Below are 15053 nucleotides of genomic sequence, written 5' to 3' on the forward strand. Positions count from 1 at the left end.
CCCCCTACTTCGTCGCCTTCCTGACGCCGCCGAACGATGCCACGTCGAATTTCTGAGGATCGACGGTCTCGTAGCGTGACCACTCCATGTCCGGCATCTTGCCGTAGCGTTCGCTCCAGGCCTTGTCCGTCGTCGTGTTGCCGGGAGCGACGGGGCGAAGCTCGAAATGCAGCACCTTGCTCGGGCCGATCTCGCCGATCGTGTCCTTCGCTTTAACGGTCGCTCCCACCCTAAGTGTCTCGCCTTTCGGACCGACCACGCGGCCGAGCTGGACGTAGCGCGTGTAGACGATGCCGCCATTGGGATAGGTGTGCTTGAGCACGACGTATCGGCCGCAGCCGCCGATCCCGGGAAAATCGGCCGGGGCCTGCTCGCCGGCCTCGATCTTGACGATAACGCCGTCCGCCATCGCTGCCACCGGAGCGCCCGGCTTGTCGGCGGTGAAATCGACACCGGGATGCTCGTCGTGGGTCCAGCATCCGCAGGATGTCATCGTCGTGTCCGCCGGCTTGTCGGCACGTGGAAAGCTGCGCGGGGTCAGGAATTCGCTGACCAGCAGTCCCGGCCCGTCGGGCGAGGTGAAGGCATGGATCGCATAAAGCGAGAGCTTGCCGCCGACCGGCACCTCGTTCGGGAGAAACCCGTAAACCACGTCCTGCATGAAGACCTTGAGCTCGCGCCCCTTGGCGGAGCGCACCGTGATGCAGTTGGTCGCCTGCAGGCTGTCGGCATCCTGCTTGGGCATGCCGCTCATGATCAGAGACCGCTTGAGCGCTCCGTTGGCACACGGCTCGCCGTGAGAGGCCAGCGTGACATCGAGCTTCAGCGGCGACATTGGGTAGACGTCCATGCCGGTGGCGGGCCGCCGGCGCGCCAGGAATTCGTCGAGATCGGTCTCCTTGTAGCGGGCGAAGTTGAACTCGGCCGCGGTCGCACGCGGACCGGTGCTCAACACGGCAAGCAGGACGGAGAGAGAAGCAAGCAATCCCAGCTTGCGGAAGACTCGCGGCGGCATTGGGGAAACTCGTGATGCAATGAGGCTTGGACCAGCAAACCATGACCGCATCTTCACGGCAAGGTAGCTTCTCCACTGCAGCGCAATCGTGAGGCGCCGTCCCCGTCGCATCTGCCCGCCGAAGCGTGTCCACATGTTCAGCAGGCCAGGGGAACCGCTGTCATCAAACTGAAACACACGCGCTCTAACGGGCTGACAGCGCCGTCTTGCCGGAGGCGCCGATCCTCCAACCGTCCCGATTTAGGCGCGCCATGCCCTTCAAATTCATCCACCTCACCGACACGCATCTCGCGAATCCCGGCTCGATGCTCTACGGCCTCGATCCGCGCGCCCGGCTGGATGCGGCGATCGCCGACATCAACAAGCACCAGTCCGACGCTGCGTTTGCGGTCGTGACCGGCGATCTCACCCATTGGGGCGAGCCTGAGTCCTACGCCAACTTCGCCGAGGCGATGACGGCGTTGAAGATTCCCTACATCGCGATGGTCGGCAATCACGACAAGCGCGTCACCTGCCTGGACGCGCTGAAGGCGGCGCCGCGCGATGCCAACGGCTTCGTGCAGGGCACGCGCACCACCGAGCACGGCCTGTTCGTCTTCCTCGACACGCTGGACGAGACCAGCCATGCCGGCGAGATGTGCGCAAGGCGCCTCGGCTGGCTGGCGAGCACGCTCGCCGCCGCATCCGCCGACCAGGAATTCGTCGTGTTCATGCACCATCCGCCTTTCCCGGTCGGCGTCCACGCCATGGACGAGATCGCGCTGAAGCAGAGCGCCGAATTCGCGGAAGTCATCGCGCCCTATCGCGCGCGGATCCGCCACCTTTTCTTCGGCCATGTGCACCGGCCGATCTTCGGCAGCTACGGCAAGATCCCGTTCTCCACGCTGCGCGGCACCAACCACCAGGTCTGGTTCGAGCTCGACGTTGCGGCCAGCGAGCATCTCGCCAGCCACGAGCCGCCGGCCTACGGCGTCGTGCTGATCGACGACGGGAACCTCGTCGTGCACAGCCACGATTTCCTCGACCAGAGTCTGCGCTTCCCCTTCGAGCCGCCGGCAGGAGTGGACGGCCGCGACTACGCGCTCAATTTCCGGGCGCGATGAGATGAGCCTCGCTGAACCCGCGGCTCTCCCGGTCGCGACGTCGGCGGCACCGCGTCTGCACCTTCTGAAGCGCTTCACGAGCCGCTTCAAGGCCTCGCTGCCGGCCTATCTGCTGCTCCTGCCCTCGCTGGTCTTCCTCGCGCTGTTCACCTATGGCGCGATGGGGCGCGTGCTGATCGATGCGCTCTATCAGCGCGCGACGCCGAAGGCGCCGGTGCGTTTCGTCGGCTTTGAGAACATCAGCGCGGTGCTTGCCGATCCCGCCTTCGCGGGCGCCGTCGTCAACAATTTGATCTACGCCGTCGGCACGGCGGTGCCGAGCATCGCGCTGGCGCTGCTGTTCGCGCTGGCGCTGGCGCGCACCAACGCCGTGACCAGCGCGCTGCGTGCCGCGCTGTTCCTGCCGGTGCTGATTCCGATGGTCGCGGCCTCGGCGCTGTTCCTGTTCATCTTCCTGCCGAATGTCGGCCTGCTCGACTATTACATCGGCCGGCTGCTGCCGGTGCTGCCGAACTGGCTCGGCGATCCCGACATCGCGCTCTATGCGATCATGGTCATCACGATCTGGAAGAACGCCGGCTATTACATGCTGTTCTTCCTCGCCGGCCTCCAGGCCGTGCCCGAGGACGTGATGGAGGCCGCGCATCTCGACGGCGCCGGACCATATCGGCGGCTGCGCCACATCATCCTGCCGGAGCTCAAGCCCACCTTCCTGTTCGTCACCGTCATCGCCACGCTGAATGCGGTGACGCAGGTCGACCACGTCTTCGTCATGACCCAGGGCGGGCCGTCCAACGCGACCAATCTCGTGCTGTTCTACATCTACCAGCAGGCGGTCGAGCACTACGACATCGGCAAGGCCTCGGCGGCGACGCTGCTGACGCTGGCCGCGCTGATGGCCCTCACCGCGCTGTCCTTCCGCACCATGGCGAACCGCGAGGGCGGGCCATGAAGCTGATCGATACACTGTGGAAGGACGCCCCGCTCGCCACCCGCGGCGAGATCACGCCCAAGCTCGGCTTCGCCCTGACCGTGCTGCTCGCAATGGTCTGGCTGATCCCCTTCCTGTGGATGGTCATCGCGACGCTGCGGCCGGCCTCCGACGGCATCAACACCATGGCCGAGCTGATGCCGAGTCTCAAACCCACGCTCGACAATGTCAGAGACGCCTGGGAGATCGGCGATTTCCCGCGCTACACGCTCAACACCACGATCATCTGCACCGGCATTTTGCTGGTGCAATTCGTCACGATCACGCTGGCGGGCTTTGCCTTCGCGCGCCTGGATTTCGCCGGCAAGACGCCGATCTTCTACCTGTTCCTGATGCAGCTGATGCTGGTGCCGGTGCTGCTGATCGTGCCGAACCTGTCGCTGGTGGCGCAGCTCGGTCTCTACGACACGCTCACCGGGGTGATGATGCCGTTCTTCGCCTCGGCCTTCGGCACCTTCCTGATGCGCCAGGCGTTCGAGGCCATTCCGACCGAGCTGGAAGACGCAGCCCTGATCGACGGCGCGGGCCTATTCCAGCGCATCCGCCACATCTACGTGCCGCTGTCGATGCCGAGCTTCTCGGCCTTCGCCATCATCTCCGTGACCAGCCACTGGAACGACTTCCTGTGGCCGCTGATGGTGATCAATTCGCCGGACAAGCGCCCGCTCACGATCGGCCTCTCCGTCTTCACCAAGACCGCCGAAGGCACGCAGGCCTGGGGCACCATCGCCGCCGGCACGCTCATGGTGATCGCGCCTCTGCTCGTCGCCTTCCTGATCTTCCAGAAACGCTTCATCAGCTCTTTCGTCACCTCAGGCATCAAATAGGAGATTTTCCGATGCTGTTCTCCCGCAGGCTCATGCTCGGCCTTGCTATGGTAGGCACCATGGCAGGCGCCCTCGCCGTTCCGGCCAAGGCCGAAGGTCCGACCGAGGTCGACCTGTTCTTTCCCGTCCCCGTCGACGGCAAGCTCGCCCGCGACATGGGCACCCTGATCAAGGAGTTCAACGAGACTCATCCCAACGTCAAGGCGACTGCCGTCTACACCGGCTCCTATGACGACACGCTGATCAAGACGCGCGCCGCGATCAAGGCCGGCAAGCCGCCGGCCGCCGTGATCATGTCGGCGAACTTCCTGCTCGACATGCAGATCGAGAACGAGCTCACCAATCTCGATGCGCTGATCAAGGCCGACGGCACCACCAAGGAGCAGTTCCTCGGCCAGTTCTTCCCGGCGCTGCACGGCAATGCCGTGATCAACCGCTCGGTCTACGGCGTGCCGTTCCACAATTCGACGCCGCTGCTCTACATCAACGCCGACAAGGCCAAGGAAGCGGGCCTTGATCCGAGCAAGCCGCCGCAGACCTGGGCCGAGCTCACCGACTGGGCCAAGAAGCTGACCAAGCGCGAGGGCGACAAGGTGACCCAATGGGGCATCGCAATCCCCTGCGCCTACGATTATTGCGGCTGGATGATGGAAACGCTCACCATGAGCAATGGCGGCCGCTACTACAACGAGGAGTTCGGCGGCGAGGTCTATTACGACACGCCCTCGATGCTGGGTGCACTGACCTGGTGGAATGACCTCATTTACAAGCACAAGGTCCACACGCCCGGCGCCACGCCTGGTCCCGCCGTCAGCACCTCCTTCATCTCGGGCAATGCCGCGATGATGATGCTGTCGACGGGCTCGCTCACTTACGTGCGCGACAACGCCAAGTTCGCCTACAAGGTCGCCTTCATCCCGCGCAACGTCCGCAACGCGGTGCCGATCGGGGGCGCCTCCCTGATCATGCCGGCCGGGCTTGAGGCCGACAAGCAGAAGGCCGCCTGGACGCTGATCAAGTGGATGACCTCGCCCGAGAAGAGCGGCTGGTGGAGCCGCGCCACCGGCTATTTCGCGCCAAACATGGCCGCGTACAAGACGCCGGAGATGGTCGAATTCCTGGGCAAGAACCCGGACGCCAAGACCGCCGTCGAGCAGCTCGACGTCGCAAAGCCGTGGTTTGCGACCTACAAGACCGTGCCGGTGCGCAAGAACCTCGAGGACGAGGTGATGCTGGTCCTCAACGGCAAGAAGCAGCCGAAGGAAGCCCTCGCCGCCGCCCAGAAAGCCGCCGACGAGACGCTCAAGCCGTACAATGCGGAGACGTCGCTGAAGCTGCCGTAAAATCGGCTGTCCATCGCACGAACAAGCTTCGGCGCCCCGTCATGCGGGGCGCCGAATGCGTTGGGAATGCGCTCGATCAGATCGTCACCACGATCTTGCCGAACTGATCGTTCGACTCCAGAAACCGATGCGCTTCGACGATGTCCTCGAAGCGGAACGTCCTGGCGATGACCGGCTGCAACGTGCGATCCGACAGCCCGTCGAGAATGAACGCCTTGGCCTGCGCAAGGCGCGCCGGATCGCGGATGATCTCGTGCACGAGGTAGCCGCGCAACACCAGGCTCTTCGTCAACACGTTGAAGAGCGGAAACGGCGTCGGCTCAGGACTCAATCCACCATATTCGATCAGGATCCCGCCCGGCGACATGGCCGCGGTCAGCGGCTCGAACGCGGGACCACCGACGGCGTCGAAGACGACGCGGACCCCGTTAGATCCGGCGATCGCCTCCAGCCGCGCCCGAATGTCGTCTTCGTCCGAGGCGACGACATGAGCCGCGCCGGCATCGCGCAAGGCCCCAAGCTTGGCCGAGGTCCTGGTCAGCGCGACCGCCGTCGCGCCGACCCGATTCGCAATCTGAATCGCCGCAATCCCGACGCTGCTGGATGCAGCGGTGATGGCGACGATGTCCCCTCGACCAAGTCGGGCGATGTCGACCAAAGCGCCGTAGGCCGTCAGATACTGCATCCACACGGCCGCCGCCTTCTTGAAGCCGAGCTCCGGCGGATGTTTCACGATGAGTTCGGCCGGAAACGTCGCGAGCTCGGCATAGGCCGGCCATCGCACCATCGACAGCGGCGGCACGATGCTCACGACATCGCCCGGCACAAAGCTCGTCACATCGTCCCCGACCGCTTCAACGATGCCGGCCGCCTCGAGACCCAGCCCAGATGGAAATGTCGCGCGCTCGATATAGGTCCCCGTTCGCAACAAGGCCTCGGCGCGATTGAGGCCGAGTGCCTTGACCCGGATCTGCACCTCGCCCGTCGCCGGTGGCGGAACATCGATGGTTTCGATGCGCAGCACGTCGGGACCACCATGGCGATAAAAGCGAACGGCACGGGCCATGGATGCACTCCAAAACAGTTGAACTGAATAGAGCTATGCCGATCCGTGCGAAGAGAATAAATCGCCCAAGCAAACCAACAGTCGAAACCAGGAGTTTTCAATCATGGACCGCCTGACCAGCATGGCCGTGTTCGTCAGGGCCGTCGATCTCGGCTCGTTCGCGGCTGCGGCCGATGCCCTGGAGATGTCGGGTCCGATGGTGGGCAAGCACGTCCGTTTCCTCGAAGAGCGCCTCGGGGCACGGCTCCTCAACCGCACCACGCGGCGCCAGAGCCTGACCGACGCCGGCCAGGCCTACTACGAACGCTGCCGCGCGGTGCTGAGCGAGGCCGAAGCCGCAGATTGCGTCGTTGCCGACCAGCTGTCGGAGCCGCGCGGCAGGCTGCGCGTCACCATGCCGGCCCTGCTGGGACGGCACTGCATTGCGCCGTTGCTGATGAAGCTCGCGCGGAAATATCGGCATCTCGAACTCGACCTCTCGTTCGGCGATCCGATTGCCGACATCGTCGAGGCCGGCTACGATCTGGCAATCCGAACCGGCGATCTCGACGACCAGTCCGGCCTGATCGCACGGCGCATCGCAAGCCAGCGCATGGTGGTATGTGGCGCGCGGTCGTATTTGCGCACGAGCGGCAGGCCGAAATCGCTCGACGATCTCGCCGCCCATCAAGCGATCATCTATCGCGGCTCAGGGCGTGTCCGGCCGTGGCTCTTTCCGCAGGAGGGCGCGCCTCCGCGCGAGATCATGCCATCGGGCCGGCTCCGACTCGACGACCTGGAGGCGATTGCCGATGCCGCGGCACAAGGCATGGGTCTCGCCTGGCTTCCCTATTGGCTGGTCCGCGAGCGCCTCGACACGGGTGCGCTGGTCAATCTCTTCAGCAGTCAGCCCCAATTCCTCTACGAGTGCCACGCTCTCTGGCCGCGCTCACCCCGGCTCCCGCCGAAGGTGCGCGCCGCCGTGGACATCCTCGCGACCGGCTTGCCGAAGCTGATGGCGTGACCATGGCTGCGCCCAATTAACTTCTCGTCCACCATCCGGCCCGGCCTGGCGCCGGTAACCACGAGAATTAACAGACCCTCAACGCACCCCCGACAAATCTATCAATGTTTCTGGAGATTTCGCCGTGGATCTGTTGGTTTTCGAGTTCCTGGGATTGGCCTTGGTCGCCATGTGCGTGATCGTGGTGGCGCTGCCCTGCGCCCGCAAATCCTCGCACCGGATCCGTTACGAATAGGAATTTCGTCGGAAAGGGACGATTCCGGCCCGATGCAAGGCTCGAATTCGCTTAGAGCCCCTTGACATCACAGCACTTTCGGCGGAACGGCTGATACCAAGTGTCATGGGCCGTTCATGGATTTAATTACCACCACCGCTGACCTCGCGGCTGCCTGCAGCCGGCTGGCCAAGCACCCCGTCATAACAGTCGATACCGAATTCCTGCGCGAGACCACTTACTACCCGCTGCTGTGCGTGGTGCAGATGGCCAGCGCCGAGGAAGCCGTGGTCATCGACACCCTGGCCGAGGGGATCGATCTCAAGCCGTTCTTCGAGCTGATGGGCAACGAGGGCGTGCTCAAGGTGTTTCACGCCGCCCGCCAGGACATTGAGATCATCTGGCACCAGGCGGGCATCATCCCGCACCCGGTGTTCGACACCCAGGTGGCTGCGATGGTGCTCGGTTACGGCGACAGCATCGCCTATGACGCGCTGGTCGAGAAGGTCACCGGCCACCGCCCGGACAAGACCCACCGCTTCACCGACTGGTCGCGCCGGCCGCTGACCAAGGAGCAGATGCATTACGCGGTCTCCGACGTCACCCATCTGCGCGACGTGTTCGCCGCGCTCGACGCCGACCTGAAGAAGCGCCGCCGCAGCGAATGGGTCTCCATCGAGATGGAGGTCCTGACCTCGCCCCGCACCTATGATTTCCATCCCGAGCGCGCCTGGGAGCGGCTGAAGACGCGGGTCCGCAAGCCCAAGGACCTCGCGGTGCTGATGGAGGTCGCGGCCTGGCGCGAACAGGAGGCGCAGAGCCGCGACGTGCCGCGCGGCCGCGTGCTGCGCGACGAAGCCGTCACCGATATCGCGACCCACGCGCCGACCACGCTGGAGAAGCTCGCCCATCTGCGCTCGGTGCCGAAGGGGTTCGAGAAATCCAAATGGGGCGCGGACATCATCGCCGCGGTCGAGCGGGGGCTGGCGCGGGACTTCTCGAAGCTGCCCAAGCTGGAGAAACCGCGCAACAATTCCAACGGCGCCGCCATCGTCGAGCTGTTGAAGGTGCTGTTGCGGATGACCGCCGAGCGCCACGCAGTCGCAAGCAAGGTGATCGCGACCGTCGACGACTTAGAGGAGATCGCGGCGGACGATGAGGCCGACGTGCCCGCCTTGCGCGGTTGGCGCCGCGAGCTGTTCGGGGACGCCGCGCTGAAGCTCAAGCGCGGCGAGCTCGCGCTCGCGATCGAGAAAGGCCGCGTGATCGGGGTGCAGCGGGCGTAGGGCCGCTCCGCTCACTCGATCGTCATTGCGAGGAGCTCTTGCGACGAAGCAATCCAGACTGTCTCCGAGGAGGGATTCTGGATTGCTTCGCTGCGCTCGCAATGACGACGGAGAGAGCGACGAAGCCTTACGCCGGCGTCAGCTTCGCCACTTCGCTCTTCATGTCGTTCAGCACGCCGGAGATCGCGTCCACCAGTTCGTCGATCTGGGTCTTGGTCGTGATCAGCGGCGGGCAGATCGCGATGGCATCGAGCATGTTGCGCGAGATCACGCCGCGCTCCTGGAGCATGCGGCTGGCGATGCCGCCGACGGCGCCCGGCGTAGTGGCGGCGGTCTTGCGCGCCTTGTCGAGCACGAGCTCGAGCGCGGCGATCATGCCGACGCCGCGGACCTCGCCGACCAGCGGGTGGCTGGCGAGTTCACGCAAGCGGCCCTGCATGTAGCCACCGAGCTCGGCCGCGTGTGCGACTAGGCCGCGCTCCTCGATGATCTTGAGGTTCTCCAGCGCAATCGCCGAGCCGACCGGATGGCCGCCTGCGGTGAAGCCGTGGCCGAGCACGCCGATCTTGTTGCTCTCGTCCGCGATCGGCTCGAACATGCGGTCGTTCAGGATGATCGCCGAGAGCGGGAAATAGCTCGATGTGATCTGCTTGGAGACGACGATCGCATCGGGCTTGATGCCGTAGGTCTCGCAGCCGAACATCTTGCCAGTGCGGCCGAAACCGCAGATCACCTCGTCGGCGACCAGGAGAATGTCGTACTTCTTCAGGACCTTCTGGATCTTGTCCCAATAGGTCGCCGGCGGCACCACGACACCGCCCGCCCCCATCACCGGCTCGCCGAAGAACGCCGCGATCGTATCCGGCCCTTCCTTCTGGATCAGGGCGTCGAGCTCCTCGGCCCGGCGCGTGGCGAAGGCTTCCTCGCTCTCGCCGGGGGCGCCGTCCTTGTAGAAGTGCGGCGAGCCCGTATGCAGGATGTTCGGCAGCGGCAGGTCGAACGAGCGGTGGTTGTTCGGCAGGCCCGTGAGGCTGGCGGATGCGATGGTGACGCCGTGATAGGCACGCAGGCGGCTGATCACCTTCTTGCGCTGCGGTTGGCCGAGCGCGTTGGAGCGATAGGCGATCAGCTTCAACACGGTGTCGTTCGCTTCCGAGCCGGAATTGGTGAAGAACACCTTGCTCATGGGCACCGGCGCGAGCGCGACCAGTTTCTCGGCGAGGTCGATCGAGGGACCGTGCGATTTGGCGGAGAACGTATGGTAGAACGGCAGCGCCTGCATCTGCTTGTGCGCCGCCTCGACCAGTCGCTTCTCGTTGAAGCCGAGCCCGACGCTCCACAGGCCCGCCATGGCTTCGAAATAGCGCTTGCCCGACGCGTCGAAGACGTAAGGCCCCTCGCCGCGCTCGATCACCAGCGGACCGGCCTGCTGATGCGTGCGCGCATTGGTGTAGGGATGGAGCTGATAGGCCACATCCCGGGCCTCTTGCGAATTGGGCAGCATGGACATTTGCGATGATCCCTAAAAGCGTCACGCCGCCGGCGGGCCGGCGTCATCACTCGATGGCGAGTACTTGTCTCAAGTACTTGGCTATTGCCACGACGCAAAACTTGCAATGCCAATTCGTCGGCGGCAAGCGCTCAGCAGCGATGCACAAAGCCGCACATGACAGGACCGCGGATCGCAGAATCGGGCTGGGCAGCTCTCACGCCGCGCCGTCGTCGTCCACTTCGTCGGTGGCGGAAACGGCTTCCCTCACCTCCATCAGCGCCATCGAGAGCAAGTAGACCGTGGTAGGCAGCCCAAGCCTGCGCGCCTTCTCGGCGGCATGCGACAGATCGCTCGCCAGCTCCTTGAGCTCGTCTCCCCGCGACAATTCTCAACCCCATCGACCGGCCGCGGCCGCCTACACCGCAACGGCGCCGCTGGTTCTGATCAGTTCGGCGCTGGACTGGATTGTAGCAAAATTCGCAATGACATCCACTACCGCATGCCGGTAGGCCGCGGCATCGTCCGTGCCCGGCTGCCGGCAAGCCACCGCGTCGGTGATCACATGGTAGCGATGACTGCGGTGAAACCCCTCGACGGCAGTGGCCAGGATGGTCTCGTCCAGGGAAAAGCCGATCAGGATGCAGCGTGTGGTGCGGATAGCGGACATGTGGCCGCCAAACCGCGACGAGCTGTAGGCGGACGGCAGCGGGTGCTCGAACGTCATCTCGCCCGGTTGTGGCCTGGTCTCCGCGATCCAATCGGTCAGCCTGGATGACGGATTGAACCAGGCCGCCTGCGCGATGCGCTTCAGATGCATCACCGGCCATAGATTGCTGCGCCACAGCGTCAGGAGTTCCAGGCAGCGCGCCGCCGTCGCATCGCCGTCGCGGATAACGTGACGGCGGCCGGGAGTCAGGTACTCGACCTGAAGATCCGCACAGACCAGGATCGGCGGATCATCGTGCATTGAAACCAGCATCGAGTTGCGCGCAGCTGCACCTGTTTCAGCGGTCGGCGAGCGCGAGGTCCCGCAGCGGCGAGGTCACCGCCCGCCCGGCCGAGGCATCGAGCACGCCAGGACGGTCCCAATCGCCCTCGGGACGAATAATCACATAGGGATCGCTGTCCAGCGTGATGGCGTCCGGGCCCGGCTCGATCTCCAGCAGCATCTCCGTGTAGGAGAAATCCGAGAACGTGATCTTGCGGTTGTGACCGAGCGGCTTGGCACCGAAATGGGCCCAGAAATCGACCAGCCGGTCCTGCGCCTGGCCGTAGATCTTGCGAAAGCCCTTGCGCTTCACATAATCGACACTGGCCTGCACCAGCTTGAACGAGACGCGCGAGCGCCGATATTGGTGACGCACCGCAAGCCGCTCCACCTTGGCGAAATCGCCGAAGAAGCGCACCCGCAGGCAGCCCGCAGGCTCGTTGCCGACGAAGCCGATGAAATGCGCCGCGACCATGTCGTTGCCGTCGAACTCCTCCTCGAACGGACAATCCTGCTCGGCGAGGTAGACCGCCGAGCGGATGGCGGTCACCAGCATGAGATCGCTTGGGTCGCGCGCGAGGCGGATGGTGATGGCGCGGGAACAGGGCTTGGCGACTGGAATCCTAGTACCGTGCATCTGCAAAGCTCCTTGATTGGATGATCGCTCCCGGCATGCGTATCGGCTGTCGATGCCAGGGCCGCTCGTAGCACCAAAGGTCGGGTTGGAAGCTCGGGACGGGCGCAAAGCCTGTCGCCTTCATGATGTCGCGTCCGGCCACCGTTGACGGCTGCGCATAGCAATCCGCATCGCGAAACCTTATCTGCCGCAGATGAGCCGCGGCCTTACCGAGACCGGCGATGCCGCGGCCCGTCGCCGCGATCGCCCAGATGTAGATGGCAGCGACGTCTTCGTCTGCCGATGCGAGATAACGCGTCTCGGGCGCGGTGAGGCAAATCTCGTCGAGCAGCAGCGCGTCATGTCCGCGGTCATTGAGAAACAGGAAGGCCATGCCGCCGACGAGCTTGCCTTTGCGGCTGAATGTCAGGATGCTCTGGGGATCGAAGACGTAATATTTGGCAAGCTCCGCCGTCCCGATCTGCACGCCCGGCACCAGCCGGTGCGCCATCTCCGAAAGCGCTCCAATTTCGGAAAATTGCGCACAGCGGACGTCGACGTCCGGGCTCAGCGGCAAGGCATCGAAATCATGCCTTGCGGCAAACGTGCCCCTTTCCATACTCATGTCGCGCCTCTATCGTTCGAGGCTTTCATGCCCCGCTACGACGAGCTTAGCGGTTGGGGATCAGGAGTATGCAGCAGTTATTGCACCGGGGTGCTGCGATGATGCAGCACCGTGAAGAAGCCCTGGGCGCGTCCTGGGATGATTTGAAGCTGTTTTTAGCGTGCGCAAAATTTAAAAGTTTTCGGAATGCCGCCGAAGAGCTCGGCCTCACCTCCACCACGCTGATGCGCCGCATCGACCGGCTCGAGGAGAGCATTGGGTGCAAGCTGTTCCTGCGCGACCAGAGCGGGCTGACGCTCAGCGATGAAGGCGCCGCGATGATCGCCGACGTCACGCATATGGAGCGTCATGCCTTCAACGTCTTCCGCCGCGCGGCGCGGTCCTCGAACGACACCTCGGGCACCGTTCGCGTCGCGGTGACGGAAGGCCCCGGCAATTTCTGGATCCTGCCGCGGCTGATCGACTTCCAGAAGACGTACCGCAAGATCACGGTCGATCTGCGCTGCGCGATGGAGCAGGCCGACGTCGCGCGGCTCGAATCCGATATCGCGATCCAGCTCGAGCCGCCGACCAATCCCGATCTGATCGTCGCCAAGCTCGGCCGCCTCCACATCTATCCCTTCGTCTCCAAGGAGTATGAAAGCCTCTACGGCGTGCCGGCAACGCTCGCCGAACTGAACAATCACCGCATCATCAAGCAGAGCGCGCCGCAGGTCGACGACGGCGCCTATGCCCGCGTGCTCGGGCTGAAGTCGCTCGAAGGCATCGTCGGGATCAAGACCAATTCGTCGGTGGGCGTGCTCTACGCGGTGGAGCGCGGCGCCGGCATCGGCTTCCTGCCGACGGTATCGATCGCGCTCGGTGCGCCGCTCGTTGCGGTCGATCTCGGCGTCAGCCATCACGCCGATCTCTGGCTCACCTATCACAAGGAGTTCCGCAGCTCCGAGCGGCACAAGATCGTGGTCGACTGGCTGAAGAAGATCTTCGATGCCAGGACCTATCCCTGCTTCCGCGACGAGTTCATCCATCCGAACGCGCTGGTGCCGATGATGACGGCGGCGCGCGAGGGCTTTGGCCTGGCGGGATACGTGGCGACGGCGCCGACTTAACGCAGGCGAGCGTCAGCTCACCATTTGTATTCGAAGCCGAGCGTGCCCTGGTGCGAGGTGAGCTCGTTGCGAAATTTGCCGTCGTAATTGACGTAGAGCCTCGCCACGTTGGTCAGGCTGAGCGAAGCCGAGGCGCCGGCATCCGCGCCGTAACGGCTCTCGCCGATGCCGGGGACGATGATGTTTTGGGCGCCCAGACTGACCTGGATGGATCCGAGGTCCTGGTGGAAATTGTCGACGAACTTGCCGTAGGCCGAGAGGTCCAGGATCTTCTGGTCAATGATGAAATAGCGGCCGACCTCGGCCCCGAGCATGATGCGCGCGCGCGAGAGCGCCGACGAGCCGACGTTGAGCGGATCGAGCCCGCCGGTCTCCTGGAACGCGGCGCTGGTGGCACGCACATATTCCAGCGCGCCCTTGGGCACGATGCGCATCTCGTCCTTGGTCCAGTAATAGCTGATCTCGGTCAGCGCGCCGTCCACGGCGGCGCGATAGCGCGCGGTCGCAAGGCCAAGGCCGGTATCGCGGCTGGAATGGACCTTGCCGAAGCCGTGCACCACGGCAAAGGCCCAGGTCCACGGGCCCTTGTCGATTGAGCCGCTGAAGCCGAGCTGGGTGAGATCGAGGGTTGCGGATTGCAGCGCCAGCGGCACGTCGATGTCGGTGTGGCTGTGGTCGACGGAGAATCCGATGTTGACGCCGGGTGCGAGCCGCGCGCCAAAGCCGGCAACGCCGCCGAAGGTCTTGCGCTTGTCGCCGACGAAGTCGCCTTGCGCTTCGGTGCGAACCGACAGGCCATAGCCCTCGAACCAGGTGCGGTAGCGCGGATCTTCCGCAGCCACCGAGGCGCCGCCGCCGCCCGGATTGGTGCGGAACGCCCGGCTGACGCCGCCCGAAGCCTGGTTGCCGAGCCGCTCCAGAAAGCCTGAGCCGAAATTGAGCATGCTGTTGCCGGCTGACTGATTTTGATTGGTCGAGGTCGGCGACGGAATCGGGGTCGGTGACGGCGTGGGTGTCGGCGTGGGCGTCGGGGTCGGTGTGGGCGTGCTTTGCGCGAAGCCGGGGCTCACGGCCGCCATCGTCACGACCAAGGCAAACGCCATCGCAAGCGCAGCCGCGATCCGGCGGACGCGGGTGAGCCCGATCGTCTGCCGTGTCCCGGAGAGCTGCGCGGCGCAGCGCATGACGATGAATCCCGAAAGCGAAGTGGCAGCGCGCAAAAATGCAACACGGTCTGCGGCGCTTGCGGCGATTTGGGCCGAACTGCCACGAAGGGTCAACCGGTTGGCGCATAACGGCCGAGGCTATTGCACCGATTGTGGTTCTGCTGCCACAGGTCGCAAATTGCGCTTGAAGGCACCCGGCTTGGTCTTGA

The 15053-nt window shown here is 64.4% G+C and carries 15 protein-coding genes; 7 read left to right on the forward strand and 8 right to left on the reverse strand.

What is annotated here, in order from left to right; all coding sequences use genetic code 11:
- Positions 1 to 4: 4 nt before the first annotated feature.
- Positions 5 to 1015, reverse strand: coding sequence for a M23 family metallopeptidase (locus tag I6F36_RS08115; RefSeq protein ID WP_225149514.1), 1011 nt, complete (start codon positions 1013 to 1015; stop codon positions 5 to 7).
- Positions 1016 to 1266: 251 nt separating this feature from the next.
- Here I6F36_RS08115 and I6F36_RS08120 point away from each other — a divergent pair, with 251 nt between their 5' ends.
- From I6F36_RS08120 to I6F36_RS08135, 4 genes are read left to right on the forward strand one after another with little or no spacing between them, the layout of a single operon-like run.
- Positions 1267 to 2118, forward strand: a complete 852-nt coding sequence (locus I6F36_RS08120; protein WP_225171255.1) for a phosphodiesterase — start codon at positions 1267 to 1269, stop codon at positions 2116 to 2118.
- Between the two features lies 1 nt (position 2119).
- Positions 2120 to 3070 carry a carbohydrate ABC transporter permease gene (locus I6F36_RS08125; RefSeq protein WP_225171256.1) on the forward strand — a complete coding sequence of 317 codons (951 nt, stop codon included), beginning with the start codon at positions 2120 to 2122 and terminating at the stop codon, positions 3068 to 3070.
- Positions 3067 to 3936, forward strand: a complete 870-nt coding sequence (locus tag I6F36_RS08130) for a carbohydrate ABC transporter permease (protein WP_225171257.1) — start codon at positions 3067 to 3069, stop codon at positions 3934 to 3936. The genes I6F36_RS08125 and I6F36_RS08130 overlap by 4 nt, the downstream gene beginning before the upstream one ends.
- 11 nt (positions 3937 to 3947) lie before the next feature.
- The gene (locus tag I6F36_RS08135; protein WP_225171258.1) at positions 3948 to 5279 is read left to right on the forward strand and encodes an ABC transporter substrate-binding protein; all 1332 of its coding nucleotides are present in this window, start codon (positions 3948 to 3950) and stop codon (positions 5277 to 5279) included.
- Between the two features lie 76 nt (positions 5280 to 5355).
- On the opposite strand, the gene I6F36_RS08140 is transcribed toward I6F36_RS08135, so the two are convergent.
- Positions 5356 to 6345: a zinc-dependent alcohol dehydrogenase family protein gene (locus I6F36_RS08140; RefSeq protein WP_225171259.1), complete on the reverse strand. Its 990-nt coding sequence runs from the start codon at positions 6343 to 6345 to the stop codon at positions 5356 to 5358.
- Positions 6346 to 6448: 103 nt separating this feature from the next.
- On the opposite strand from I6F36_RS08140, the gene I6F36_RS08145 reads away from it, so the two are divergent.
- Positions 6449 to 7348, forward strand: coding sequence for a LysR family transcriptional regulator (locus I6F36_RS08145; protein ID WP_225171260.1), 900 nt, complete (start codon positions 6449 to 6451; stop codon positions 7346 to 7348).
- 351 nt (positions 7349 to 7699) lie between these two features.
- On the forward strand, positions 7700 to 8848 hold the full coding sequence (rnd, locus tag I6F36_RS08150) for a ribonuclease D (RefSeq protein ID WP_036000537.1): 1149 nt from the start codon (positions 7700 to 7702) through the stop codon (positions 8846 to 8848).
- A gap of 127 nt (positions 8849 to 8975) precedes the next feature.
- Here rnd and I6F36_RS08155 read toward each other — a convergent pair whose 3' ends face one another.
- The 5 genes from I6F36_RS08155 to I6F36_RS08175 all read right to left on the reverse strand — a co-directional run bounded on the left by I6F36_RS08155 (position 8976) and on the right by I6F36_RS08175 (position 12569).
- The gene (locus tag I6F36_RS08155) at positions 8976 to 10358 is read right to left on the reverse strand and encodes an aspartate aminotransferase family protein (protein WP_225171261.1); all 1383 of its coding nucleotides are present in this window, start codon (positions 10356 to 10358) and stop codon (positions 8976 to 8978) included.
- A gap of 196 nt (positions 10359 to 10554) precedes the next feature.
- The gene (locus tag I6F36_RS08160; RefSeq protein WP_167361657.1) at positions 10555 to 10725 is read right to left on the reverse strand and encodes a hypothetical protein; all 171 of its coding nucleotides are present in this window, start codon (positions 10723 to 10725) and stop codon (positions 10555 to 10557) included.
- Between the two features lie 30 nt (positions 10726 to 10755).
- Positions 10756 to 11319, reverse strand: coding sequence for an isochorismatase family protein (locus tag I6F36_RS08165; RefSeq protein WP_109143983.1), 564 nt, complete (start codon positions 11317 to 11319; stop codon positions 10756 to 10758).
- Positions 11320 to 11344: 25 nt separating this feature from the next.
- Positions 11345 to 11965: a GNAT family N-acetyltransferase gene (locus I6F36_RS08170; protein WP_036000546.1), complete on the reverse strand. Its 621-nt coding sequence runs from the start codon at positions 11963 to 11965 to the stop codon at positions 11345 to 11347.
- A complete protein-coding gene (locus I6F36_RS08175; protein ID WP_036022739.1) occupies positions 11952 to 12569 on the reverse strand; it encodes a hypothetical protein in 618 nt (205 codons plus the stop codon). Before I6F36_RS08175 ends, I6F36_RS08170 begins: the two co-directional genes overlap by 14 nt.
- Positions 12570 to 12637: 68 nt before the next feature.
- On the opposite strand from I6F36_RS08175, the gene I6F36_RS08180 reads away from it, so the two are divergent.
- Positions 12638 to 13678 carry a LysR family transcriptional regulator gene (locus I6F36_RS08180; RefSeq protein WP_036000552.1) on the forward strand — a complete coding sequence of 347 codons (1041 nt, stop codon included), beginning with the start codon at positions 12638 to 12640 and terminating at the stop codon, positions 13676 to 13678.
- A 17-nt stretch (positions 13679 to 13695) separates the two neighbouring features.
- On the opposite strand, the gene I6F36_RS08185 is transcribed toward I6F36_RS08180, so the two are convergent.
- Positions 13696 to 14862 (reverse strand): autotransporter domain-containing protein, encoded by a 1167-nt coding sequence (locus I6F36_RS08185; protein WP_225171262.1) that lies wholly within the window; start codon positions 14860 to 14862, stop codon positions 13696 to 13698.
- Positions 14863 to 15053 lie beyond the last annotated feature (191 nt).

It is taken from the genome of Bradyrhizobium sp. BRP19 (assembly GCF_020194195.1).
Lineage (GTDB): Bacteria > Pseudomonadota > Alphaproteobacteria > Rhizobiales > Xanthobacteraceae > Bradyrhizobium > Bradyrhizobium yuanmingense.